General features: G+C 67.1%; 20 protein-coding genes. 7 read left to right on the top strand and 13 right to left on the bottom strand.

Annotated features, from left to right (window positions below; translation table 11 throughout):
• Positions 1 to 27 precede the first annotated feature (27 nt).
• Both tssK and tssJ read right to left on the bottom strand, forming a co-directional pair.
• Positions 28 to 1,362, bottom strand: coding sequence for a type VI secretion system baseplate subunit TssK (gene tssK, locus IB257_RS19605; RefSeq protein ID WP_192492698.1), 1,335 nt, complete (start codon positions 1,360 to 1,362; stop codon positions 28 to 30).
• Positions 1,363 to 1,380: 18 nt separating this feature from the next.
• On the bottom strand, positions 1,381 to 1,941 hold the full coding sequence (tssJ, locus tag IB257_RS19600; protein ID WP_054457203.1) for a type VI secretion system lipoprotein TssJ: 561 nt from the start codon (positions 1,939 to 1,941) through the stop codon (positions 1,381 to 1,383).
• A gap of 118 nt (positions 1,942 to 2,059) precedes the next feature.
• On the opposite strand from tssJ, the gene IB257_RS19595 reads away from it, so the two are divergent.
• Together IB257_RS19595 and IB257_RS19590 are read left to right on the top strand one after the other, a co-directional pair.
• A complete protein-coding gene (locus tag IB257_RS19595; RefSeq protein ID WP_054457206.1) occupies positions 2,060 to 2,431 on the top strand; it encodes a TssQ family T6SS-associated lipoprotein in 372 nt (123 codons plus the stop codon).
• 27 nt (positions 2,432 to 2,458) lie between these two features.
• On the top strand, positions 2,459 to 3,220 hold the full coding sequence (locus IB257_RS19590) for an FHA domain-containing protein (RefSeq protein WP_192492697.1): 762 nt from the start codon (positions 2,459 to 2,461) through the stop codon (positions 3,218 to 3,220).
• 4 nt (positions 3,221 to 3,224) lie between these two features.
• On the opposite strand, the gene tssH is transcribed toward IB257_RS19590, so the two are convergent.
• The 10 genes from tssH to tssA form a co-directional block, all read right to left on the bottom strand.
• Entirely contained in the window at positions 3,225 to 5,834 is a 2,610-nt protein-coding gene (tssH, locus tag IB257_RS19585) for a type VI secretion system ATPase TssH (RefSeq protein ID WP_192492785.1), read from the bottom strand.
• A 14-nt stretch (positions 5,835 to 5,848) separates the two neighbouring features.
• Positions 5,849 to 6,952 (bottom strand): type VI secretion system baseplate subunit TssG, encoded by a 1,104-nt coding sequence (gene tssG / locus IB257_RS19580; RefSeq protein ID WP_192492696.1) that lies wholly within the window; start codon positions 6,950 to 6,952, stop codon positions 5,849 to 5,851.
• Positions 6,953 to 6,956: 4 nt separating this feature from the next.
• Positions 6,957 to 7,496, bottom strand: coding sequence for a DUF3540 domain-containing protein (locus tag IB257_RS19575; protein ID WP_054457211.1), 540 nt, complete (start codon positions 7,494 to 7,496; stop codon positions 6,957 to 6,959).
• Between the two features lie 28 nt (positions 7,497 to 7,524).
• A complete protein-coding gene (tssF, locus tag IB257_RS19570) occupies positions 7,525 to 9,429 on the bottom strand; it encodes a type VI secretion system baseplate subunit TssF (RefSeq protein ID WP_192492695.1) in 1,905 nt (634 codons plus the stop codon).
• Complete coding sequence (gene tssE / locus IB257_RS19565; RefSeq protein ID WP_054457215.1) at positions 9,429 to 9,980, bottom strand: type VI secretion system baseplate subunit TssE; 552 nt, start codon at positions 9,978 to 9,980, stop codon at positions 9,429 to 9,431. The genes tssF and tssE overlap by 1 nt, the downstream gene beginning before the upstream one ends.
• Positions 9,980 to 10,795 carry a type VI secretion system accessory protein TagJ gene (locus IB257_RS19560; protein WP_119449737.1) on the bottom strand — a complete coding sequence of 272 codons (816 nt, stop codon included), beginning with the start codon at positions 10,793 to 10,795 and terminating at the stop codon, positions 9,980 to 9,982. Before IB257_RS19560 ends, tssE begins: the two co-directional genes overlap by 1 nt.
• Positions 10,796 to 10,808: 13 nt before the next feature.
• Positions 10,809 to 11,276, bottom strand: coding sequence for a type VI secretion system tube protein Hcp (locus IB257_RS19555; protein ID WP_088607795.1), 468 nt, complete (start codon positions 11,274 to 11,276; stop codon positions 10,809 to 10,811).
• 71 nt (positions 11,277 to 11,347) lie between these two features.
• Complete coding sequence (gene tssC / locus IB257_RS19550) at positions 11,348 to 12,850, bottom strand: type VI secretion system contractile sheath large subunit (RefSeq protein WP_059379448.1); 1,503 nt, start codon at positions 12,848 to 12,850, stop codon at positions 11,348 to 11,350.
• A 31-nt stretch (positions 12,851 to 12,881) separates the two neighbouring features.
• Positions 12,882 to 13,433 (bottom strand): type VI secretion system contractile sheath small subunit, encoded by a 552-nt coding sequence (gene tssB, locus IB257_RS19545; protein WP_054457219.1) that lies wholly within the window; start codon positions 13,431 to 13,433, stop codon positions 12,882 to 12,884.
• Between the two features lie 39 nt (positions 13,434 to 13,472).
• Entirely contained in the window at positions 13,473 to 14,522 is a 1,050-nt protein-coding gene (tssA, locus tag IB257_RS19540) for a type VI secretion system protein TssA (protein WP_054457220.1), read from the bottom strand.
• A 527-nt stretch (positions 14,523 to 15,049) separates the two neighbouring features.
• On the opposite strand from tssA, the gene IB257_RS19535 reads away from it, so the two are divergent.
• From IB257_RS19535 to IB257_RS19515, 5 genes are read left to right on the top strand one after another with little or no spacing between them, the layout of a single operon-like run.
• A complete protein-coding gene (locus IB257_RS19535; protein WP_054457222.1) occupies positions 15,050 to 17,437 on the top strand; it encodes a type VI secretion system Vgr family protein in 2,388 nt (795 codons plus the stop codon).
• 7 nt (positions 17,438 to 17,444) lie between these two features.
• Entirely contained in the window at positions 17,445 to 17,849 is a 405-nt protein-coding gene (locus IB257_RS19530; protein WP_175160050.1) for a hypothetical protein, read from the top strand.
• A gap of 2 nt (positions 17,850 to 17,851) precedes the next feature.
• Positions 17,852 to 20,479: a DUF2169 domain-containing protein gene (locus IB257_RS19525; RefSeq protein ID WP_192492694.1), complete on the top strand. Its 2,628-nt coding sequence runs from the start codon at positions 17,852 to 17,854 to the stop codon at positions 20,477 to 20,479.
• Positions 20,476 to 21,534, top strand: coding sequence for a pentapeptide repeat-containing protein (locus IB257_RS19520; protein WP_192492693.1), 1,059 nt, complete (start codon positions 20,476 to 20,478; stop codon positions 21,532 to 21,534). Before IB257_RS19525 ends, IB257_RS19520 begins: the two co-directional genes overlap by 4 nt.
• 44 nt (positions 21,535 to 21,578) lie before the next feature.
• Positions 21,579 to 21,962 (top strand): DUF4150 domain-containing protein, encoded by a 384-nt coding sequence (locus IB257_RS19515; RefSeq protein WP_054457232.1) that lies wholly within the window; start codon positions 21,579 to 21,581, stop codon positions 21,960 to 21,962.
• Between the two features lie 15 nt (positions 21,963 to 21,977).
• On the opposite strand, the gene ccsB is transcribed toward IB257_RS19515, so the two are convergent.
• Positions 21,978 to 23,345, bottom strand: coding sequence for a c-type cytochrome biogenesis protein CcsB (gene ccsB, locus IB257_RS19510; RefSeq protein ID WP_054457234.1), 1,368 nt, complete (start codon positions 23,343 to 23,345; stop codon positions 21,978 to 21,980).
• Between the last annotated feature and the right edge of the window lie 6 nt (positions 23,346 to 23,351).

The raw sequence follows: 23,351 nt of genomic DNA, 5'->3' as shown, positions 1-23,351 counted from the left end.
AGTTGTCTCCGCCTGGTTTGGCCGCGCTCAGTCGCGCAGCGCCCAGAACTCCATCGTCAGCCCGGGAAAATCGCCCGCCAGATGCAACGCCAGCGCGCCGGTGCGCTCCAGCTGCTTCCAGAATTCGCCGCTCTTATCCAGTTCGAAATAGACATGTCCGGCGCTGTACGGAATCTGTCGCGGCGCCACGGGCAGCGCGCGCACGGCGACGCCCGGCAATTGCAGGTGCACCAGGTCGCGGATGCGTTCCACCGGACCGATCTTGACCTGCGCCGGAAAGCGCGCCCGCACGGTCTCCACGCCCAGGTCCGCATGCACCGCCAGCACGAAGCCGGCCGACTGCAACAGTTCCGCGTCCTGGATCTGCGCCACGCGCACGCCCTGGCCGCGGTCCTGCAGCGGTATCTGCAAGGCGCGCTGCTCCAGCACGGCCGACAGGGAGCGGCGCAGCTCGTTCATCAAAGGCGTGAAGCTGCCCTGCAGATCATCGTGCACGTAGTCCGGCAGCACACCGGGCCGGCGCGTGGCGGACGTGAAGGTGGCCAAGTCGCAGGCCAGCATCAGCCAGTCGTGGAACAGGCGTTCGGGATGCTGCGCCGGAAGCTGCCGCGCATGCCAGATCGAACCTATATAGCGGTTGACGGTTTCCAGCAGCATGAAGTCCGACACCTCGGAAACGCCGCCGCGGCCGGGCTGCGACAGGCGCGAGGCCAGCGCCTCGCTGCGCGCGTCGAGCAGCCCCTGCAGTTCATCGACGAAGCCCCGCAGAACCGGATGCTCGCCCGCCGCCAGCCACGGCGCCACATAGCCTTCGTCCAGCACCACCCGGTTGTCCGAACGCCGCTCCAGCACGCGCGCCACGCCCAGGCCCAGCCAGTCGTCGGTAAGTTCGTCCTCCAGCATCAATCGCAGCCGCAAGCGTCCGAGCTGCATCAGGACGGGTTCCAGCGCCACGGAGCCGCTGTCTTCCACTTCGGCTTCGTGCACCAGATAACGCGCCAGCGTGTCTTCCTCGCCTTCGTAGATGACGTCGCTGACGCCGGCGCGCACGCGCGGCAGGGCCAGCACGATGCGCGCGCCGCGCGTCTGCGCCGGTACTTCGAACGCCGCGGGCGCCGCGTCCGGATGCGAGAAATCGAAAGGCGTGCCGTCGGGCATGACGCCTTGCGCCCGGGTCAGCGCCACCTTGCCGATCGCCAGCGCGTCGCGGTCCAGCGACAGCTGGCCAAAGCCCCAGAAGCATCCCTGGAGCGTGGCTGCGCGCTGCTGCGCGGTATGCAGCATATGGCGTTCAAACTGCTGGAAATGCTGCGGCCGCAGGAACATGCCCTCCGACCAGATCACTTTGTCTCTACTCACCATGTGCGGTTCTCTTCGCTTCTAAAAGGGCCACCACGAACGGCTGCGATCCACTTCTTCCAGCCCGTCGCGCTTGACCGCGACCTTCACCGTCTCCTCGTTCGGCGAAAACTGCCAGACCTTGTAGATGTTGGTGTTCTGCGCCTCGGGCAACGACACCAGCAGCCGCCACTTGCTTTGCTCCAGTTCGCGATAGGCCGCCACCACGCCCACCACGCGCGCCTCGGCGTTGCCTGGGTACTGCACCACCTTGGTTTCACCCGGTTTCAGGATGACCTGGTCGACATTGAGCAGCTCCGCGCCCAGCGCCGCATGCGCATCGCCCTGCAAGGTGAAGAAGTCGCGCGATTCGAAGATGCTGGCCGATTTCAGTTCATAGATCGTCACCTGCACCGGCGAGGGCCTGCCGCTGGCGTTCTGGTTCACTTTCGGATCCGCGCGCAGTTCGATCGCGTACGGCACGGGCACTCGCTTGGCCGTCGACGAGCATGCCGCGAGCATCGCCGCCGTCAACGCAGCCGCGAGAATCGCCGCGGTGCGCCGCCGTCCCGTCGGAATCACTCGTAGGCATGGACCGTTCATAAGACCTCGGAAATAAAAGTACACACGTCTGTTACGCCGCGACGCATACCTTGCACGGCGGGCCGCTATCATCGGCGGAATGACCAGGCCTACACACTCCGAACGACACGCCCGCGCCATGAAACAGTCCGCACGCATTTGCTTGATATCCACGCTCGCGCTGCTTGCAGCCTGTGCTTCCACCCCATCGCCGCAAGCCGTGGAAGCGCTGCAGCAGGTGCGCGACGAATATGCCGCCAGCCGCTTCGGAGCCGTCGTGCGCACGGTGGCGACTTCCGACGCGCTTGCCACCGCGCCCACGCCCATGCGGGTCGAAGCGCTCAAGCTGCAGGCCTTCAGCTACTGCGTGACCAACTATCGCCAACTGTGCGAGGACAGCTTCGCGCGCATCCTGCAGCTGCAGCCCTCGTTCCAGCTCGCGCCGAATGAGGCCGGACACCCCCAGTGGGGACCGGCATTCCAGGCGGCGCAAGCGTCCCAGATCCGTTAACGCGCCGACGGCGCCCAGGAGACAGGCGTGAAACTCACCGTGTTCCAGCGTGCCGGCGATCCGGCCTTCGAACCCATCCACGCCGTGTTCACGGCGCCCGGCGGCACGGTAGGCCGCAGTCTCGACAACCAATTGGCCCTGCCCGATCCGACGCGCGGCATCTGCCGCGTGCAGGCGGCGATCCGCGTCAACGACGATGACGCCGGCTTTCTGCTCAACCTGAGCGACATGAGCACGGTCAGCGTCAATGGCCAGGCGCTCGCGCGCGACCAGGAAGTGCCGCTGCATCCAGGCGACGAGCTGCAGATCGGCGACTACCGGCTGCGCGCCGCAGCGGCCGCGCCCGAGGCTCCGGCGGCCAGCGCGGCCGCCGTGGTCGACGACGACATCTTCAGCGACCTGATCGGCCCCGGCACCCTGCCCGTGGGCAGCGCGCCGGACGTCTCCACACACCCCTTCGATCTGGACTCCGCGCAGGCGCGCAACCCGGAAGATCCCCTGCGCCACCTGCCGCCCGGCGACGGCGCGGTGTCGCGCCCGCCCACCGATCCCCTGGCGCTGTTCGATGCGCCGGGCGACGACACGCCCAGCATCTTCTCGGACGGCACCCCGTCCGCCCTGCCCGCGCACGACGCATTGGCCGAGCACCGGGCCCATCCCGTCGACGACGCGCTGGGCCGCCCGCGCGACGCGGCAGACGGCCGCAGCGCGTCCGATCATCTGCGCGAGATCGGCGGCTACCTGCGGCCCGCGCCCGTCAAGCCAGGACCCGGCGACAAGAACCGCTGAGGCCTCAGGCGTAGTCATAGCGGAACTCCCCGTCGGCGACCGACAGGCTTACTTTGCTCAGCCTGCGGTCCTGCATGGAAGCGCCCAGCAGCTCCCGGCTGATCCGGGGCAGCACGGTGTTGGTCAGGACGGCATCCACCATGCGCGCCCCCGACTCCACCTCCGCGCAGCGCGCCACCACCAGCGCAGTGGCCTCGGGCGTCACCTCCAGCACGATGCCGTGCTGCTCGAGCAGGCGGCGGCCCACGCGCTCGAACTGCAGGTCCACGATGCGCGCCAGCATGGCGTCCGGCAGCGGCAGGTAGGGCACCGCCACCAGCCGCCCCAACAGCGCGGCTGGAAAGGCTTGCAGCAGCGGCTCGCGCAATGCCGCGGCCAACGCGGCGGCGTCGGGCAGCAGCTCGGGATCGCGGCATAGCGTCGCGATCCGTTCCGCGCCCACGTTGGAGGTCAGGATGATCACCGCATTGCGGAAATCGATATAGCGCCCCTCGCCGTCCTCCATCCAGCCTTTGTCAAAGACCTGGAAGAAGATCTCGTGCACATCGGCATGCGCTTTCTCCACCTCGTCCAGCAACACCACGCTGTAGGGCCGCCGGCGCACGGCCTCGGTCAGCACGCCGCCCTCGCCATACCCCACATACCCCGGCGGCGCACCCTTGAGCGTGGACACCGTGTGCGACTCCTGGAACTCGCTCATGTTGATGGTGATCAGGTTCTGCTCGCCGCCGTAAAGCGCCTCGGCCAGCGCCAGCGCGGTCTCCGTCTTGCCGACGCCGCTGGGGCCGCAGAGCAGGAACACGCCTACCGGCTTGTCCGGGTCGGTCAGGCCGGCCCGCGAAGTCTGGACGCGGCGCGCCACCGCTTCCAGGGCATCTCGCTGGCCGATCACACGCGCCGAAAGCGTGTCCGCCAGGTCCAGCACCGCGCGCGCCTCGTCCCGCAGCATGCGGCCCACGGGAATGCCGGTCCAGTCGGCCACCACTGCGGCCACGGCGGCGGCATCGACCGCGCAATGCACCATCGCGGATTCATCCTGACTGGCCGCCAGCGCTATGCGCGCCTGCGCCAGTGCGCGGCGCTGGTCTTCCTGCGCATCGGAGGAGGCGAGCTCCAGCGTCTGGCGCAAATTCAGCACCTCTCCGGCCAGCGCGCGTTCCGACTCCCAGCGCTCCGCCAGCGCCTGCTCCTCTTTCGCGGCGACGGCCTGCTCGGCCGCCAGGCGTCCGACCCGCTGCGCATCGCCCTCGCCCAGACGCAGCTCGCGTTCGGCGATGCGTTGAGCCAGCTCCAGCGCCTGTACCCGCCTGCGCGCATCCTCCAGGCTGGGCGGCGCCGCATGCTGGCTGACGGCGACGCGCGCGCAGGCCGTGTCCAGTAACGCAACGGCCTTGTCGGGCAGCTGGCGCGCTGGAATGTAGCGGTGCGACAGTGTCACCGCCGCTTCGATCGCCTCGTCCAGCAGCAGCACGCCATGATGCGCCTGCAGCGTTTCAGCCAGTCCGCGCAACATGCCGAATGCGCGCGCCTCGTCGGGCTCGTGCACCTGTATGACCTGAAAGCGGCGGCTCAATGCGGGGTCTTTCTCGATGTACTTCTTGTATTCCGACCAGGTGGTGGCGCCGATGGTGCGCAGCTCGCCGCGCGCCAGCGCCGGCTTCAACAGATTGGCCGCGTCTCCGGTCCCTGCCGCGCCGCCCGCGCCCACCAGCGTGTGGATCTCGTCGATGAACAGCACCACCGGCTTCTCGCTGGCCTGCACCTCGTCGATGACACCGCGCAGCCGCTGCTCGAATTCGCCCTTCACGCCCGCGCCCGCCTGCAGCAGGCCAATATCCAGCAGGTACAGCGCCACATCGCGCAGCTGCGGCGGCACCTCGCCTGCGGCCAGGCGCAGCGCCAGCCCTTCCACCACGGCCGTCTTGCCGACGCCGGCCTCGCCGGCCAGCAGCGGATTGTTCTGCCGCCTCCGCATCAACACGTCGATGAGCTGGCGGATTTCCTCATCGCGTCCCGAAACCGGGTCGATCTCGCCCGCGCGCGCGCGCGCCGTCAGGTCGACGGCGAACCGCGCCAGCGCGGAACCGCCCGCGTCCGGCGCCCCGGCAGCGGCAACGGGCGCTGTCTCGGCCGCGTCTTCCGGCGAGCCCTGCACGATCTCCTGCAGCTGTTCCAACAGCGTGTCCGGCGCGATGCGCGAGAACTGGGCCGACATGCCCAGCAGCACGTGACGCAGCGCATAGGTCCGCGCCAGTCCCGCCAGCAGATGGCCGCTGCGGATGCGCGCCGCGCCATAGCGCAGCGAGCCCAGCACCCAGGCCCTTTCGACCGCATGGTCGATGTGTTCGGACAGGTCGGAGACCGAGCCCGCGCCAGACGGCAGGCGGTCCAGCTCCGCCGTCAGGTCGGCCTGCAAGGCGGCCAGGTCCAGCTCGAAGCGGCGCGCGATGCGATGCAGGTCGCTGTCTTGCGCGTGCAGGATCTGGTGCACCCAATGCACCAGCTCCACATAGGGGTTGCCTCGCAGCTTGCAGAACGCGGTGGCGCCCTCCAGCGTCTGGTAGAGCAGTGGATTGAGCTTGCCGAAGAGGTCGATGCGGCCGATATCGGACATGGCAGGGTGGCGCGTCACGCGCGCGTCGTCGTTGAGGTTGAGGCCGGCGCACGGCCACGTGGCGGCCTGGCGCCGCGGCTTTCGTAGTCCAGCAGAAGATCGCCCGCCTCGCCTTGCTCGGGCCGGCGCTTGCCCAGCCATGAGGACAGGCCCAGCGGACGCGCGGCGCCCAGGTTCACGCCACGCGCGTCCTCCGCGCGCAGCACCGGTCTCAGGTCCCAGGCCAGCTCCATGCCGATGTAATGCCTGACCCAATGCGTCAGCTGGCGGGCGCGTATGCCTCCCGGCAGAAAGCTCTGGTAGTCCTCCAGCGCCAGCGGGCCGATCTCGATGCGGAATTTGTGCTGGGCATCGCGCACCGCCACGCCCAGCACCGTGTCGCGCCCCAGCCCCGCAAAGCCGCCCAGGCCCAGCCGCTGGTCTGGTTCCAGGCGGATCCATTGCGGCACGAACTCGCGGATGCGCACGGGCAGGCCGAAGAACGATTGCAAGATATGCTTGAGCCCTTCCGGGTTGCGGGTCTGTCGCGTCAGATGGCCCGCCATGTGGTACTTGGCGTGGTCCAGCACCGCGTCGCGGCGGCGCATCGACGGCTCGCCCATATGCAGCAGGCTGGCTACGTAGCGAGTGAAGCGCTCATCCTTGCGGTCCAGGCTGACCGTGCTCTGCGCGTCCGCCCAGGCGCGGTAGAACAGCAGGATGAGCCGGTGATGGAACACGTCGGCAAATGCGGACAGCGTGCGGTCCCCGTGATGCGCCAGACGCTCGCGGGCATGCTCTGTCAGATGCAGGGGCAAGGGTCCATTGGGGCCGAACAGGCCGAAGCTGTAAATCGACAGTTCCGCGGGCCGCCCGCCCGTGGCGGCGCGCGCGGCGGCCACGGTGGACGGCGCGAACGCCATCGACGGCTCCTGCCGCAGCCGCACGGGTTCGTGGCGCGCGACCGTGTCGCGTCCCAAGGGCTTGCGCGCGCCCGAAAGCGCATCGATCCAGCGCAAGGCATGGAACAGGTCATGGGCGTACGGTTCGCGTTCGACCGCGCGCCACCATTGCGCCAGCGCGTCATCAGGCGCGGCGGACGGATGGACGGGATCGGCAACGGGCTGGGCGATATCCACCGTCCTACCCCATGTGTATCTGCTTGGCGTCCACCTTCACCAGGTCGCCGCCCGTCACCACCGTGTAGGCCGCGTGCAGCCGCGCGCTCTGCTCGGCCTGGAAATCGATGGCGCCGGCGCGCACCTGGTCCATCTCGCTGACGCTGCGCTGCGACAGCCGCGCCATCAGCGTCATGCGGTCCATCACCGCCTCGTAGCTGCGGCCCACCAGACGGACTTCGCCCACCGTGGCATGCAGCTGCCTGGCCACCATGCGGATGCTGCCCGAGCGCAGCAGCAATTCGCCCTCCGCCTGCAGCGTGGTGCGTGCGGGATCGGCCTGCACGGTGACGGCGATCAGGTAGATGCGGGCGGGGTCCGGCCCGCTGATCAGCACTTCGTCGCCCGGCTGCGGCTCCAGCAGGCAGCTGGCGGCGCGCTGCACGGTCCAGACGCGGCCATCGCAGGCCACGGCATAGCTGCCGTCGTCTTCGCGGCGCAGCAGCTCGCCCAGCAGATGGACGGGGTCGTAAGCCATGCGGTTCAGATGTGCGGCGGACTTCATCACGCGCTCCTTTTAATGTGCACAGCCCCTAGACCACGGGCCGGCGTCCCATGCGGGGCTTGTAGCGGGCGACCTCGCCGCGCTGCAGGGTCGAGAGGACCAGCTCCGACATCAGGTTGATCGATACGTGGCGGGCGAAGAACTGCTCCAGCACGGCGCCAAACAGATAAGGGCTGATGCCCGAAAACGCGGTCTCGTCCACCTGCAGCGCGATGCGCACGCCGCGCCCGTGGACGATGGGGCCGGGCACGGGCAGACGGTGATGCACAGGCCTGGCGCTGACGTGCCGCAGGCCCGCGATGTGCCTGCGCACGCCCGGCTCGGCCAGGTTGCCGTACACGTGCAGCATTTCGCGCAAGGTCTGCGCGCCCTGCTCGGCGTCCAGGTCGGTCAGGCTGAGGTAGTTCAGGCCCAGGTGGCTGATCAGGTGCCAGGTGGCCGCGTTCTCGGCCAGCGCCGCGCGGGGCCGCGTGGGTCCGTGCAGCACCTTGACCGCGCGCACCGGCGCCGACACACGCAAGGTCATGTCGGTATCGCCGCCCAGCGGCAACAGCAGCGCCAGATCGCGGTTCGTGCACAGGGTTTCCAGGGTCAGGTGGCGCAGGTCGCCCGAGAACGGCGCCTCGCGCCGGTCCACCAGCGACAGGAACACTTCGCTGCCGATGTAGCCGCTACGGGTGCCGTTGCGTTGCGCGCTATCGGACACCAGCCGCGGCTCGCGGCGCATGGAAAAGTACGCGCCGTGCTCTTCGGGATCGCTGCCCAGCGAACCGTAGAACGGCCGGAATTCCTGCTCCTGCCGCTGCGCGGCGGCATGGCCCGCGACGCGCGTCACCCCGTAGACCTCGTAGTCCAGCGGGCGGCTGCGGTCGATGACGACGTGGTACTCGGAAGTCCTGGGCGTAACCGCCACGCGGTCCGCCCGCTTGGCGAACAGGTTGATCACCGGCACGCAATGCAGCGCCAGGTTGGCGGCCGATATCGCGCCTTCCAGCTCCGGCGCCGCCATCGAGAACAGCAGAGTCAGATCGAATGCGCGGGTTTCGCGCTGCGCGCCCTGGGGCATCGCGGGCGTGCGCAGCCCCCGCTTCAATCCGTTGATGCTGAAGAACAGATAGCGCTGCGCGAATGCGAAATACTCTTGCAGAAGGCGATAGCCCTGGAACACGCGGGCGTCGCCCGGCAGCAACGCCTGTTCGTCGGCAAAACCTTCGTGGCGTACCGCGTCCGGCGGCAGTCTGTTGATCCATGCCACCGGTCTCGCGGTGTCATGGCCCAGCACCGCCACGGTATGCCCCATCACGACTTCAAGCAAACGCTGCATTTGCAGGTCCTGGCCGTTCAGGTGGAACACCAGCTGATCGAGATCCAGGTCCTCCAGACGCTGCCCGCCGCAAACCTCTATCCGGATGCGCAGCGCGCTCAGCACGCGAGCGGCGCGCCCGGCCAGGCCCAGCCGCGCCAGCGGCAGATCCTGCGGCGCGGCGGTGAATTCCGCCTGCGTGACCTGCAAGGGCCACAGGCGCAGGGCGTGGCCGGTGGTGAAGTCGCAAGGCGTCTGCTCGCCGCGCGCCACGCGGCCGCGCAGCAGCGTGCCGCGCGGCAATTCAAAGCCGCCCGCCAAGGTGCCTTCGTTCATGCTGGGCGCGAACTGCACGATGGCCATCGCCGGCGTGGGCGCCAGGTAGTTGGGATAGACCACCTCCAGCAGCCGCTGCGAGAAGCGCGGAAACTCGGCATCCATCTTCATATGGATGCGGGCGGTCAGAAAGCTGAAGCCCTCCAGCAGACGCTCGACGTAAGGATCGGCGACCTCCGTGGCATTCATGCCCAGCCGCGCCGCCACCTTGGGATGGGCCTGCGCAAACTCCGCGCCCAGCTCCCGCAGATAGACCAGTTCCCGGTTGTAGTAATCCAGCAGGCGATCGTCCATCAGGCACCGCCCAGATCGCGCAGATCCATGTGGCCGCTTTCCAGGTCGATGTCCGTGCGGAACAGGAACTCGAGCGGCTGCGGCACGCACCACAGCATGCCGCGTATCTCCAGGCTCAGCACATTGTGGTGTTCCAGCGTGCCGGCATCGGACACGCAGCGCACTTCCACCGACGAGTCCAGGATGCGCGGCTCGAACGCGGAGATCGCTGCGCGGATCGACTCTTCGACGTCGATCCAGTCGATCTCCGACATGCGCTTTCCCGCCATGGCGCGCACGCCAAAGTTCAGCGCCGAGGCCGCTACCGGCCGGTGCGCCGACAGGTCCTGGGACGCCTGCAGGTTGACGGTATTGAGCAGCCAGCGCAGGTCCCGCAGCACCGCCGCGCGCAGCGCCTCATGCGTCAACATGGCGTTTTCGCGCGGTTCTTCGCGCTTGGCGGGCTCGTTGTCCATCAGGCGATCCAGCAGCGACGGCTGCAACCGGTCGCGCGCCGCGCGCTGGCCGCGCGACAACGGCTCCCAATCGCGCGGACGATCGGCGTGGCCCATCACGCCAGCTCCAGGCTGCGTACCTCGAGCAGCGCGACTTCCGCGGCATCCGTCAGCCACATCTTCTGCCCCACGCCTGCGTAGGTATCGCCATGCAAGGCGCGCCAATCGGTCGTCCTGCCCAGCTTGGCCGAGTCGGACAGTTCGACCATGCGCGCGCCGGGCGCTGCCGGATAGCGCGCCGGCACCAGGCCCTGCCGCACCCGGCCGTCTTCCAGTTCGATCTCGGCCTGCGCCCAGACCAGGTCGCACAGGCCTTCCGGCGCAAGCAGACGCACGCGCTTGAGCCCGGCGAAGGGCAGCCACACGTAGCGCCCGCCCGCCAGGAACTCGAACACCGGACCAAGGCGGCTGTCGCCATCGCAGATCCATTGGAACGGCTGCGCCGTCTCTTGCGCCGCCAGTTCCAACAGGCCGGCACGCGCGCTCGCATCCTCGAAAGCCTTGCCACGCAGCTCGGCCGCCTGGCCTGGCGCAGTGCCGTCCAGACGCAGCGCCGATATCATGGCCCGCAACCAATCAGCGGGCTCGTCCAGCAGCGCGGGTTCGCCTTGCCCGGCAAGCACGGCCTCGCGCTCGCGTTCCGCCGCGATGGCGCTGGCGTAAAGCACCTGCGTCGGCCGCGCCTGCGCGTTCAGATGGCCGCAGACGTTGAGCTGCTCGGCCGCGCGCGCCCAATCCCCCTGCACCGCCAGCAGCTGGAACAGCTGGGCGCGCAGGTCCGCGTCGGCGGGCTGCCGGCGCACCTGCGCCTGCAGCTCGTCCAATTGGCCAGCCAGGCTGAGCGCGCCGAAGGGAACCGCAGCGATGGACATGGGTGTCTCCGCCCTAGCCCACTTCCTTGTTCTGCTTGATGTCCCAAGCCACCAGGCTTTCCGCGCCCTTGCCGCCCTTGTCGGTCTGCTCCCAGTACTGCTGCTTGACCTTGGCCGCCTGGAACGCGAAGTTCACCACCACGCCTTCGGCACTGCGGTCCCCGGATATCTGCACCGACGACACCAGCACGTCCTCCAGCGTGATCTTGGAGTACTCGATCTGCTCGCCGCCCGCCTTGCACATGGACAGCTCGATCTTGCTGAGGTGCTTGCCGCTGGCGCAGTGCTTCATCACGGCTGGCGCGGCCTTGTCGATGCGTGCCACTACGTGCAGATCGTTGAAGCTGGCCTTGCCCGCGCCCAGGCCGCCGCCGCTGGCCAGGTTGCCTGGCTGGGTTGCGCCCCATGAAAAGGACACGATATCGGTCCAGTCCTTGTGGTTGGCGTCCTTGGATTCACCGTTGGCGCCATCGATCTTCATGAACATATCCACTGCCACATCTGTCTCCTGGAGTTATGGGGCACGGTTGCGCCCCGACTTGTCAGCGCCACTCAGCCTTCGTTCTGTTTGAGCGAAGGCAGCTTGGAAACCAGCCGCAGCGACACCGTCAGCCCTTCCAGCTGATAGTGCGGCCGCAGGAAAAACTTGGCGGAGTAATAGCCCGGGTTGTCCTCGATCTCCTGCACCTGCACCTCGGCCGCGGCCAGCGGCTTGCGCGCCTTGGTCTCCTGCGAGGAGTTCACCGGATCGCCATCCACGTAGTTCATGATCCAGTCGTTCAGCCAGCGCTCCATGTCGTCGCGTTCGCGGAACGAGCCGATCTTGTCGCGCACGATGCACTTCAGGTAATGCGCGAAGCGGCAGCATGCGAAGAGATACGGCAGGCGCGCGGCCAGCTTGGCATTGGCCGAGGCGTCGGCCTCGTAGTAGTCGTGCGGCTTTTGCAGCGACTGCGCGCCGATGAAGGCGGCGAAGTCGGAGTTCTTCCGATGCACCAGCGGCATGAAGCCGTTCTTGGCCAGTTCGGCCTCCCGCCTGTCGCTGATGGCGATCTCGGTCGGGCACTTCAGATCCACGCCGCCGTCATCGGTGGGAAAGCTGTGGCACGGCAGGTTCTCCACCGCGCCGCCGGACTCCACGCCGCGGATGGACGTGCACCAGCCGTACAGCTTGAACGAGCGGTTCACGTTGGCCGCCATGGCATAGGCGGAATTGGTCCAGGTGTAGCGGTCGTGGTTCGCGCCGTCTGTGTCTTCCTCGAAGTCGAATTCGTCGACGGGATTGGTGCGCGCGCCGTAGGGCAGCCGCGCCAGGAAGCGCGGCATCGCCAGCCCGATGTAGCGCGAGTCCTCGGATTCGCGCAGGCTGCGCCATGCGGCGTATTCCGTGTTGGTGAAGATCTTGGTCAGGTCACGCGGGTTGGCCAGTTCCTGCCACGAATCCATCTGCATCACGTTGGGCGAAGCCCCCGCAATGAAGGGGCAGTGCGCGGCGGATGAGATCTTGGCGATCTCGCCCAGCAGTTCCACGTCGGGCGGACTGTGGTCAAAGTAGTAGTCGCCGACCAGGCAGCCGATGGGCTCCCCGCCGAACTGGCCGTACTCTTCCTCGTACACGCGCTTGAAGATCGGGCTCTGGTCCCAGCCCACGCCCTTGTGCCGCTTGAGCGTGCGGCCCAGTTCCGACTTGGACAGGCACATCACGCGGATCTTCAGAAGTTCGTCGGTCTCGGTGTTGGTGACCAGGTAATGCAGGCCGCGCCACGCGCCCTCCAGCTGCTGGAAGTCGGGGTGATGCATCACGCGGTTGATCTGCTCCGACATCTTGCGGTCGATCTCGGCGATGATGGCCTGGATGGTGCGGTAGGCGTCCGACGACAGGCCTACGCCGCTGTTCTCAAGCGCCTGATGCGCCAGCGTGCGAACGGCGTGTTCCACCGCCTCCTGCGCCTGCTCGGTCTTGGGCTTGAATTCCTTCTTCAGCAGGGCGGAAAGATCGTCCGCCTGCAGGGTCTCGACAGCACGCGCGTCGGCGCGTTTGGCCACTGCGGTCATGGCATTCTCCGAAAAGCGATTCAAGCGGAAATCAGGCGGCCGGGTCCGGCGCGGGGGCATCGGATGCGCGCGGCTCCTCTTGCGGCTTCGGCGCGGCCGCCAGCGCGTTCATCAGCGCTGGATTCTTGAGCACGCTGCCGATCAGTTCCTCGGCGCCGGTCTTGCCGTCCATGTAGGTCAACAGGTTCGCCAGCTGGGTGCGCGCGCTCAGCAATTCGTTCAGCGCGCCAACCTTGCGAGCGACGGTGGCCGGCGAAAAATCGTCGATGCTCTCGAATGTGACGTCCACATTCAGGTTGCCTTCGCCCGTCAGCGTGTTGGGCACCTGGAACGCCACGCGCGGCTGGATGGAACGCATGCGTTCATCGAAGTTGTCGATGTCGATGTCGAGGAACTTGCGCTCGCCCACTTCCGGCTGCGGCGTTTCGGACTTGCCGGCCAGGTCCGCCAGCACGCCCATCACGAACGGCAACTGGATCTTGCGTTCAGCGCCGTAGATCTCCACGTCGTATTCGATCTGCACCCGCGGCGCGCGGTTTCTTGCAATGAACTTCTGGCCGCTTCCCTTCAGGCTGGTCGCCATGATGTCGTCTCCTCTTGTTGGTGCGGCGGCTGGCCCGCCTTACGGTTCCTGCCGGTTCGCCTCGGACCGCGGCAGCCATGCCTCGAACTGCTCCAGCCCCTGGGGCGCCAGATTCCTGATGATGTCGTGAAAACTCATTGGGATGAGCTGCTGCGCCCTGCGGATGAGGTAAGGCGCGGGATGGCCGGGCTCGTTGGCCTCGAAGTACGCACAGACCTTGGACAGCATCGCCACGGCCTCGTCGCGCGACTGGATCGTCGCGTCCTGCCAGCGTGCGGCGTGATCCGCCGCGCTCGCGACCGGCTGCGTGGCTGGCGCCTCTGCCGCGGTCCGCGCCTCGTCGGTCGGCGCCGCGGTCGGCCTCGCGGATTGCGGATCGCGCGCCGCGTCCAGCACCAGGTCCAGCGTGCGCAGGATGGCCGCATAGTCGGGCGCCCACGCGGCGCCCAATTTGTCCGTCACGAGTTTCTGAATGCGCCGCAACGCATCGGCGGCTGAGGCCAGCGCCTGCACGTCGGCATCGCCTTGCGTCCATGCCTGGCGCAAGCGCTCGACCAGGCGCGGACGCCCGCCTGGATAGCCGTCCGCATCCTGGCGGCTGCCGTCCAGCAGCGCTTCGGTATCGCGCACGGTGAGTTGTCCATGCACGCCGCTGATCAGGCTGGCCGAACGCAGGCTGCGCGCACAGCCCTGCATGTCGCCAAAGGCCGCCAATGCGTTCATGCGCGGCATGGGATCGTCTTCCCCCACGCTGTCCAGGCGTGGATGCACCGGCTCCCAATAGCGTTCCAGGGTATCGACGGCCAGCGCCAGGCCATCGCCATAGCCGGGCAGGCCGCGGATTTCGGTCCAGGCGGAGGTCAACAGGCCAATGATGCGCAGGTCGCGGGTGCGTTCCAGCAGCGCGCGCGCCAGGCGTTCGACTTCGCGCCAGTCAGGCGGCTGCGCGGCAATGATGGTCGACCCGAACTGCTGTTCGTCGCGCCCCGCCGCGGCTTGCTGCAGTTGCAGGAAGTCGGCGTCGTATTCGAGGTCTTCCCCGCAGGGCAGACGTGAATCGAGTGTATTGAGGATGTCGGCGAATTCCATAGTCATCAGTTAAATGCCTGCTGGGATGCTGCCTGGATACAACCACTACGCTCCGCGCTGCTTCACGGAAGGGTGAATTCTAGGCATCTCTTTCCGCATGCAACGGCAACCTAACAACTACAGATTTTTCTTACAGATAGCTAACACCCGAGTAAACAATTGAACACTTGTCTCCCTGCTGCATTGATTTTTGGACACAGACCTTACGGAATCGGGCGCATCACGGAAGGACTGTTACCGAAGCGTAAAAAACACAAAAGCATGTGAGAGCGCTTCTCCGGCGCTTTCGCCCCTGCCTACAATCGGCGCTCACGCTGGCGGCAAGACCGGCGCGCATCAGATCCAGAGACAGATTTCCCCGGCGCAGACCCGTTCGTGACGAGCCCCTGCCCGCCTATGCAAGCGGCCCCATCGCGTGGCCGGACATCCCATTGCAGTCATCGTGACGCGCCTGACGCGCGCCCGCGAAGAAATCGAAAGCAGCAAACGCAGCAACAGGCGAAGCATTCTCATAAGGAGACGGTGAGATGGACCGCAACGTGCCCAGCGAACGTGTCGTCAAGGCGCATACGCCCCTGCCGCCGGAGCAACTGAAGTTCCGCGCCATGCATGGCGCCGAGAGCCTTTCGCAGCTGTACGAACTGGAGGTCGAGCTGGTCTCGGAATCCTATTCGCTGGATATGAAGTCGCTGCTGGGCAAGCCGCTGACGCTGGAGATCGAAACCGGGTCCGCCGCACCGCGCTATCTCAGCGGACACATCACGCGTTGCGCGCTGGTGGGCCGCGAGAACAACACCTCGCGCTACACCATCTACCGCGCCACGGTGCGGCCGTGGCTCTGGTACCTGACCCAGACCTCGGACAACAAGATATTCCAGAACAAGAGCGTGCCCGACGTCATCCGGGAAGTGCTGAAGGACTACGACTATCCCATCGAGTTCAAGCTGGTGGACAGCTACCGCAATTGGGAATACTGCGTCCAGTACCAGGAAACCGACTACGCCTTCATCAGCCGCCTGATGGAGCACGAGGGCATCTACTTCTGGTTCAAGCACGACAAGGGCAAGCACACCCTGGTCCTCACCGACGACATCACGCAGCACGAGCCCGTCTCGGGCTACGAGCAGATTCCCTATTACGGGCCGGACCGCATCACCATCCCGCGCGAAGACCACGTCTACAAATGGGAAGTGGCCGAACAGATCACGCCCGGCGCCTTTGCCACCACGGACTACCATCCGCTCACGCCCGCCGCCAGCCTGGAAGCGCGCCGCAACAACCCCGGCGCGCACGACCATGGCGACCTGGAGATGTACGAATGGCAAGGGGGCTACACCAATCCTGACGACGCGGAGCACTACACCCGCGTGCGGCTCGAAGACCTGCAATGCAGAAAGGAGCAAAGCGCCGGCGGCTCCAACGCCCGCGGGCTGGCCACGGGCCATCTCTTCACGCTGCGCAATCATCCGCGCCAGGCCGAGAACCGCGAGTACCTCGTCGTCAGCACCTACTACCGGATCCGTGAAACAGGCTATGCCAGCGGCCAGCCCGATCCCGGCGACTTCGACCTGGAGTTCGTCGTGCTGCCGTCCAGCACACAATTCCGCGCGCCGCGCGTGACTCCCGTTCCGCGCACCCATGGCCCACAGACCGCCACGGTAGTGGGCAAGGAAGGAGAGGAAATCTGGACGGACAAGATGGGCCGCATCAAGGTGCAGTTCCATTGGGACCGCTATGGCAAGAAGGACGAGAACAGCTCGTGCTGGGTGCGCGTGTCCAGCCCTTGGGCCGGCGGCGGCTTTGGCGGCATCCAGCTGCCGCGCGTGCGCGATGAAGTGATCGTCGACTTCATCGGCGGCCAGCCCGACCGCCCCATCGTGATCGGCCGCGTCTTCAACGCCAACAACCTGCCGCCCTGGGACCTGCCGGACAACGCCACGCAAAGCGGCTTCCTGAGCCGCTCCAAGAGCGGCACGCCCGCGACGGCGAACGCTCTCATGTTCGAGGACAAGAGCGGCAGCGAACGCATCTGGCTGCATGCGGAACGCGAACTCTGCACCGAGGTGGAAGCCAACGAATTCCATTCGACCGACGAGAACCGCAGCACCACCATCGGCGACAACGACACCACCAGGATCGGCGGCAACCGCGACATCAAGGTCACCGGCACCGACAAGCTGCATGTCGACAAGACGCGCGACGTTTTCGTGAAGGGGCACGAGGAATACACCGTCAAGGCATCGCGCACGGTCAACGTGAAAGACGGCCTGATGGACGAGAAGTTCGACAACGGCCTGAAGACGACGGTCGCAGCCAAGGGCGAGGAACGCGAGATCACGGGTCTCTTCAAAGAAACCTTGAAGAACGGCGAGCAGGTCTACGTGAACGAAGGCGACTCGCTGCATCACGTCAAGACCGGCATGCTCACCGAGAAGGCCAAGGGCAAGGTCGAAGTGCTTTCCACCGACGCGAACATGGACGTCAAGGCCAAGACCGCGATGCACGTGGAGTCCGAAACGTCCACCATGGATCTCAAGGCCAAGGGCAAGATAGACATGGAGTCGACGGGATCCACCGTATTGGTCAAGGCCGACGGCAACATCACGCTGAAAACCCCTGCCGATGTCGTGATGGACGCTGCCAACGTCAAGGATCTTTCCAAGGAAAGCTGGCTTCAGGCCACGCCATTCTCCATCGGCCTGGCAGTGGCCAAGGCGGAATTCGGCATGCATCGCCTGGCGCTGTTCCGCACCACGGTCATGCTGAACCTCTCGTTCACCAACTACGCCATGGTCAGCAGCATCGGACAGATGGTCTCGTACCGCACCACCGGCGCCAGCTACCAGTTCGACGCGGTCACTGCGGAAAAGGTGGGCCTGGGCGCGTCGATGGTCGGTCTCTGGAGCATCATCTAAGGCCGCCATGTCCGACTTCATCGATGCATGGCCCAGCTGGGCCAAGTGGGTATGGCTGGGCCTGTTGCTGTCCCTGGCGCAGGCGGCGTACATGTTGTGGCGCGAGCGCCAGCGTCGCGCGGCGGGACGCAAGGAAGTGCAGCGGCAGGACGGTTTGCGCGTCAGCGGACTGCCCGGCACCGCGCGGGTGACGGCGGCACGCGACACGCGCCGCCGCATCGGCGATACCTTGTACTTCGTCATCGAGCTGGACCTGGACGTGGCCGCCACCAGCGCCACGCCCGCGCTGTCGCGCACGCTCAGCGTGCCCCTGTCGCCCTTGCACCTGGCCGATTTCGGCGTCGGCAAGACCATACAGGTGCGCGTCGATCCCGCGACCCGGGAGGTCGTCGTGGACCAGGCCACCGGATAGCCATGAAGACCATCAAGCCGTTCCGCCTGGGCCTGCTTACCCGCCCCTACCGCTGGCAACGCCGCGACGTGCTGGGCGTGGCGGTGTTCGCGCTGGTCGATATCGCGCACGCGCCCACGCTGCTCATGGACCAGGAACTTTGGAAGCTGGCAGGCGCCGAAGCTGGCGGCCTGCTGGACCTGGCCACGCCCAAGCTGTGTCCGGAAGTGCTGGTCGCCGGCCACGCCTATCCGCATGATCCCAAGAGTCCCGGCGCCTGCGCCGTGCGCCTGAAGGTGGGCGCGATCGACAAATCATTGCTGGTCTTCGGCGACCGCTACTGGCTCGATGGCAAGGCCACCGCCCCCCAGCCCTTCGAGCGCATGCGTCTGGACTGGAGCCGCGCCTACGGCGGCCCCGGCTGCGCAGAAAACCCGCAGGGCTTAGGCGCGCAGGAAGAGGACGTCAACGGCGTGCGCGTGCGCCGGCTGCCCAACATCGAACACCCGCAGGAACGCGTCGCATCGCCCTCCCAGCGCGTCGCGCCCGCCGGTTTCACCGCCATGCCCATGGACTGGCCGCAGCGGGCCGCGCTGCTGGGCCGCCAGTATGGCCAGCAGTGGCTGGAACATGACTTCCCGGGCTTCGCGTCCGACATGGACTGGCGCTTCTTCAATGCCGCCCCGCCCGACCAATGGGGGCCCGCCAATTCGGCGCTTGCCGGCGGCGCCGACTATGAACTGTGGAACATGCACCCTGAACGCGAGGTGCTGCGCGGCCGCCTGCCCGACTGGCGCGCCCGCTGTTTCTTCAGCCGCCAGGCCGATGGCAGCGCGCTCGAGGAAGTCGCGTTGCGCCTGACCACGGCCTGGTTCTTCCCCGACCGCACGCAGCTGGCGCTGATCTGGCATGGCGCGCTGCCGGTACGCGAAGACGATGCGGCAGATATCCTGCACATCATGCCCGCGCTGGAACACGCCGGCCAGGAGCGCGACGTGGCGCATTACCAGACTGTGGTGGGACAGCGCCTCGATACCGAGCTCGGCGCGGTCCATGCCCTGCTGGATGCCCAGCTCGTACCGGAAGACATCTGCGGCGAGCTGCCGCAGGCGGCCATGGAAGCCACGGCCCAGCGTCCGTCGAACCGCAACCTGCATGCCGGCGCCGCACGGCGGCATGCCCGCGAGCGCGAATCGCTGCTCGCCCAGGGCCTGGATCCCGATCTGTACATGGTTCCCCTGCAGCCGCCGCCAAAGGCGCCTAACCTGGCCGATCTGCCGCAGACCATCCTGCGCATGCAGCGGGAGCTGGAAGAGGCCAAACGCCTGTCGGGCGGTCCCGGCGCGCGCGCGCTGGCCGATCCCAACCTGCCCTCCATGGCCGCGGTCTCGGGGGTCGACATGGACGCACTGCGCAAGCTGGAGGATGACGGCAAGCTTCCCGCCGGCTTCGACCCACGCAAGGTGAAGCGGCACATCGCCGACTTCGATGCCAACCCGCACACGCAGGCCGAGCGCGGCGCGCCGGATGCACCAGGCGTGCCGCCCCCGCTCAGCCAGACCCTGGGTCCGCAGGTGCATCAGGCCTATCAGCAATCGGCGCATCAGTTCGCGCCGCCCCCGCCCATGCCGCCGTTGCGCGCACGGCGCACGCGTTCGAAGCTGGAAGCGCGTCTGAAAGGCAATCGCGATTGCCGCGACATGAATCTGACTGGCGCGGACCTGAGCGGCATGAATCTTTCCGGCGTCGACTTCCAGCGCACCATCCTGGCCGGCGCCAATCTCGCCGACGCGCGGCTGGACGGCTGCAACCTCACCGACGCCGTGCTGGCAGGCGCCGACCTGGCGCGCACCAGTATGCGCGGCGCCGATATGTCGCGCGCGAACCTGGGCCGCACGCAGTGCGTGCAGACGGACTTCACCGAAAGCCGCATCAAGGAAACCCTCTGGGACCATGCCAACTGCGAAGATTGCAGCTTTGCCGGCAGCGTCTGGTTGCTGGGACGCCTGCATCAGGCGCGCTTGCGCGGCTGCGACCTGAGCGGCGCGTCTTTCGAGCAATGGGCCGCGATGATGGCCGCCTTCGAGGATTGCCGCTTTCACCAAGCGCGCTTGAATCAATGCGTGTTCATGCAGGGCACGATGGCGAACGCCGACTTCTCCGGCGCGGACTTGCTGCGCGTCAGCTTCATGGACGTGGAGTTCTCGGGCCGCCATAGCATGGAGAACGCCACGCTCGATGGCTGCGCCTACGCGGGACGCGTAGCGCTTGCCGGCGCCTGCCTGCGCGGCATGCGGTTCAAGGTGGGCAGCATGCGTGGCGCGATGCTCGATCGCGCCGACTTGCGTGGCGCGCAAGTCGCCGCCAGTGACTTTTCGAACTGCAGCCTGCGGGAGGCAGACCTCAGCGGCATGGCCGCCCCCGACACCCACTTCGTGCGCGCCGATTTCACCGGCGCGCGCCTGCGCAACGCCAACCTGATCAACAGCCTGCTCGGCAAGGCCATCCTGCTGCGCGCCGACCTGACCGGCGCCAACCTCTTTCGCGCGGATGTCGCGCAGGCGCAGATGGACGGCAGCACCGGGCTGGACGACGCCCATACCCAGGGCGCCAAGCTCTGGCCGGCCCGGCAGCCGGAGAACGCCGCATGAACCTGGATCAGTTGCTGGACCAGGTGCGCCACGGCGAGCCGATAGCGCACCGCAGCCTGGCGGGCCGGGACCTGCGCGGCCTGGACCTGGCGGGCGCGTTCTTCGACCAGGTGGATTTGAGCGGCGCCAGGATGAGCGGTTGCCAGTTGCAGGACAGCCAATTCCTCAACTGCGTGCTGACTGGCGTGGTCGCCGCGGACGCCAATCTGGATATGGCCCGGCTGTTCCGTTGTCAGGCCCGCGGGGCGGTGCTGGACCGCAGCCATGCCCATGGCGTCAGCTTCACCGAATGCGATCTGGGTCAGGCCAGCCTGGAAGGGGCCGAGCTGAAGGAAGCGGCGTTCAACTCCACCTCGCTCGAAGGCGCCTCCTTGCGATCCGCCCGCGTGGAACGCTCGGTGTTCTCGCGCGGCGTGCTGACGCGCGCCGACCTGTCGCAGGCCCGGATGAGCTACACCCTGTTCCACCAGCTGGACCTGCGCAGCATCGTGCTGGCGGGCGCCGGCGCGGAAAGCACCATGTTCATCGAATGCGATCTGACGGCGCAGGACTTCTCCTCGCAAGCCTACCCGCTCTGCCATTTCACCGACAGCCAGCTGGACGGCGCGGACTTCCGCAATGCCGACCTGCACCAGGCCGGCTTCAAGGGCGCGTCGCTGCGCGGCGCGCGCTTCGCTGGCGCGTCGGCCCCGCAATGCTTGTTCCCTCAGGCCGACCTGAGCGGCGCCGACCTGCAGGGCGGCCGTTTCGACGGCGCCATCTGGGCCGAGACAACGCTGGACGGCGCCTCCTTGCGCGGCGCCAGCCTGTCGCTGTGCATCTTCCAGCGCGCGCGTTGCGCCGACACCGATTTCCGCGGCGCCAACCTGACCGACGCCGACTTCTCGCTGGCCGACCTGGGCGGGGCCGACCTGCGCGACGCCACCTTCCTGCGCACGCGCATGCATCGCGCGTTGACCCAGGGCACGCGTTGGACGCAACGCCGCGGCATCATCGAAAACGACGCGCCCCTGCTTGAAGCCGAACTCTGGTCGGCCGGACGCGCCTCCCTTTGACCCCACGCGGCATCGCCGCCCCCTCGCCGCCTAAGGAGATCAACATGCTCGCAGTCTGCCAATTGCCCAGCCTGGCCGTGGGCGTTCCCGACGTCTGCAAGACCCCGGTGCCGCCGGTGCCGCACATCGACACGGCGACCTCGTCCATGGGTATCCCCGTGGTCTGGAATGTATGGTTGATGGCAGCGCCGGTGCACAACATGGCGACGGTGATACCGGTCACGCTGGGCGATACCGCCGGCGTGGGTGGCGGCCTGATCTCGCAGACCTTCATGGGCCAGTCGCGCTACATGACGGGCGCGTTCACCATGCTGGTGCGCGGCGCGCCCATCGTCCGCATGACGAGCCTGACCCTGCAGAACACCATCAATGCGCCTGGCGTCAAGGTGTACTCGCCCCAGCCGGTGATGGTCGTGCTGACGGCCTGAACAGGCCGTCAGCGCCTACAGTTCGCCGTAGGAGTGCAGGCCCGACAGGAACATGTTCACGCCCAGGAAGGCGAAGCCGGTGATCAGCAGGCCCATCAGCGCCCAGTAGGCCGCCATGGTCCCGCGCAGGCCCTTGATCAGGCGCATGTGCAGCCAGGCCGCGTAGTTGAGCCAGACGATCAGCGCCCAGGTTTCCTTGGGGTCCCATTGCCAATACGCGCCCCAGGCGTCGGCCGCCCACAGCGCGCCCAGGATGGTGGCGACGGTGAAGAACGCGAAGCCGATCGCGATGGCGCGATACATGATGTCGTCCAGCACTTCCAGCGAGGGCAGCGCCGCGGCGATGCGGCGGCGTCCCAGCAGGATGGCGCCCACGATCACCGCGCCCACGCCGAAGTACAGCATCCAGGTGGCCGACAGGCCATCGGTACGGAACACCATGGGCTCGGCGCACAGCAGCACGCCCAGCACGAACAGCGGCGCCAGCTTGGCCCAGGACGTGGTCTGGCCATGTTGTTTCACCAGGTAGGCAAAGCCCACCATGGCGGCCAGCGAGAAGGTGCCGTAGCCAATGAAATTGGCCGGAACGTGCAGCTTCATCCACCAGCTCTTGAGCGCCGGCACCAGCGGCTGGATCTGCCCGGCGTCGCGCGTGAAGGAGTACCACAGCAGGAACACCACGGCCGACGTCACCACCAGCATCACGAAGCCGCCCAGCGCGCGCGTGGCGTACTTGCGTTCGTAGTAGAGGTAGAACAGCGCCGTGATCAGCGCAAACAGCACGAACACTTCATACAGGTTGCTGACCGGGATGTGGCCCAGGTCCGGGCCCATCAAGTGTCCTTCGCGCCAGCGCACCAGTAGGCCCGTGACGCCGGCGAACACCGCGCCCCAGCTCAGCGCCGTGCCCAGCCAGGCGGCGGTAGGGCTGAAGAAGCCGATCCAGTAGCAGACCATGGCCAGCGCGAACAGCGCGCACATCCACAGGATGGCCGACTGCGACGAGAACAGGTACTTCAGGAAGAACACCTGCTCGGCCCGGGCCAGGTCATTGCCGTACAGCATCAGCGCCAACCCCGCCGCAATGGCACAGGCGACCATCAGGTGGCGCAGCGGGCGCCACAGCCAGCCCATCCAGGCCAACACCGGCACAGTGCCGCACAGGATGATCTTCTCGTAATAGTCCATCGCGTTGCTGTAGCGGGTCAGCGCGAATCCCGCACCCACCGCCAGCAACAAGAAGAAGACGACGTCGGTCCAATCGGGCCTGCCGCGCTGCGCGCGGCCGTCGCCGGTTTCGGACAGGGCGTCCTGCCAAAGTTGATCAGGCGAGGCAGCCAACGTTTGCGCCGGCGCGGGATGCGTAGTGGTCGTAGTGGACATAGGAAA

This window comes from Achromobacter sp. ACM03 (assembly GCF_014851665.1).
GTDB lineage: Bacteria > Pseudomonadota > Gammaproteobacteria > Burkholderiales > Burkholderiaceae_B > Achromobacter > Achromobacter aegrifaciens.
The sequence above is the reverse complement of the archived record's forward strand: the minus strand, read 5'-3'. Positions and strand labels throughout refer to the sequence as shown.

Excerpts from the sequence above, each read along its gene's own strand:
- IB257_RS19535 (WP_054457222.1), top strand. The coding sequence starts at position 15,050 with ATGGACCGCAACGTGCCCAGCGAACGTGTCGTCAAGGCGCATACGCCC.
- tssC (WP_059379448.1), bottom strand. The coding sequence starts at position 12,850 with ATGACCGCAGTGGCCAAACGCGCCGACGCGCGTGCTGTCGAGACCCTG.
- IB257_RS19560 (WP_119449737.1), bottom strand. The coding sequence starts at position 10,795 with ATGTCCATCGCTGCGGTTCCCTTCGGCGCGCTCAGCCTGGCTGGCCAA.
- tssE (WP_054457215.1), bottom strand. The coding sequence starts at position 9,980 with ATGGGCCACGCCGATCGTCCGCGCGATTGGGAGCCGTTGTCGCGCGGC.
- IB257_RS19525 (WP_192492694.1), top strand. The coding sequence starts at position 17,852 with ATGAAGACCATCAAGCCGTTCCGCCTGGGCCTGCTTACCCGCCCCTAC.
- tssA (WP_054457220.1), bottom strand. The coding sequence starts at position 14,522 with ATGGAATTCGCCGACATCCTCAATACACTCGATTCACGTCTGCCCTGC.
- IB257_RS19520 (WP_192492693.1), top strand. The coding sequence starts at position 20,476 with ATGAACCTGGATCAGTTGCTGGACCAGGTGCGCCACGGCGAGCCGATA.
- IB257_RS19555 (WP_088607795.1), bottom strand. The coding sequence starts at position 11,276 with ATGAAGATCGATGGCGCCAACGGTGAATCCAAGGACGCCAACCACAAG.
- IB257_RS19515 (WP_054457232.1), top strand. The coding sequence starts at position 21,579 with ATGCTCGCAGTCTGCCAATTGCCCAGCCTGGCCGTGGGCGTTCCCGAC.
- IB257_RS19530 (WP_175160050.1), top strand. The coding sequence starts at position 17,445 with ATGTCCGACTTCATCGATGCATGGCCCAGCTGGGCCAAGTGGGTATGG.
- tssJ (WP_054457203.1), bottom strand. The coding sequence starts at position 1,941 with ATGAACGGTCCATGCCTACGAGTGATTCCGACGGGACGGCGGCGCACC.
- tssH (WP_192492785.1), bottom strand. The coding sequence starts at position 5,834 with ATGTCCGATATCGGCCGCATCGACCTCTTCGGCAAGCTCAATCCACTG.
- tssB (WP_054457219.1), bottom strand. The coding sequence starts at position 13,433 with ATGGCGACCAGCCTGAAGGGAAGCGGCCAGAAGTTCATTGCAAGAAAC.
- IB257_RS19575 (WP_054457211.1), bottom strand. The coding sequence starts at position 7,496 with ATGAAGTCCGCCGCACATCTGAACCGCATGGCTTACGACCCCGTCCAT.
- ccsB (WP_054457234.1), bottom strand. The coding sequence starts at position 23,345 with ATGTCCACTACGACCACTACGCATCCCGCGCCGGCGCAAACGTTGGCT.
- tssK (WP_192492698.1), bottom strand. The coding sequence starts at position 1,362 with ATGGTGAGTAGAGACAAAGTGATCTGGTCGGAGGGCATGTTCCTGCGG.
- tssF (WP_192492695.1), bottom strand. The coding sequence starts at position 9,429 with ATGGACGATCGCCTGCTGGATTACTACAACCGGGAACTGGTCTATCTG.
- IB257_RS19595 (WP_054457206.1), top strand. The coding sequence starts at position 2,060 with ATGAAACAGTCCGCACGCATTTGCTTGATATCCACGCTCGCGCTGCTT.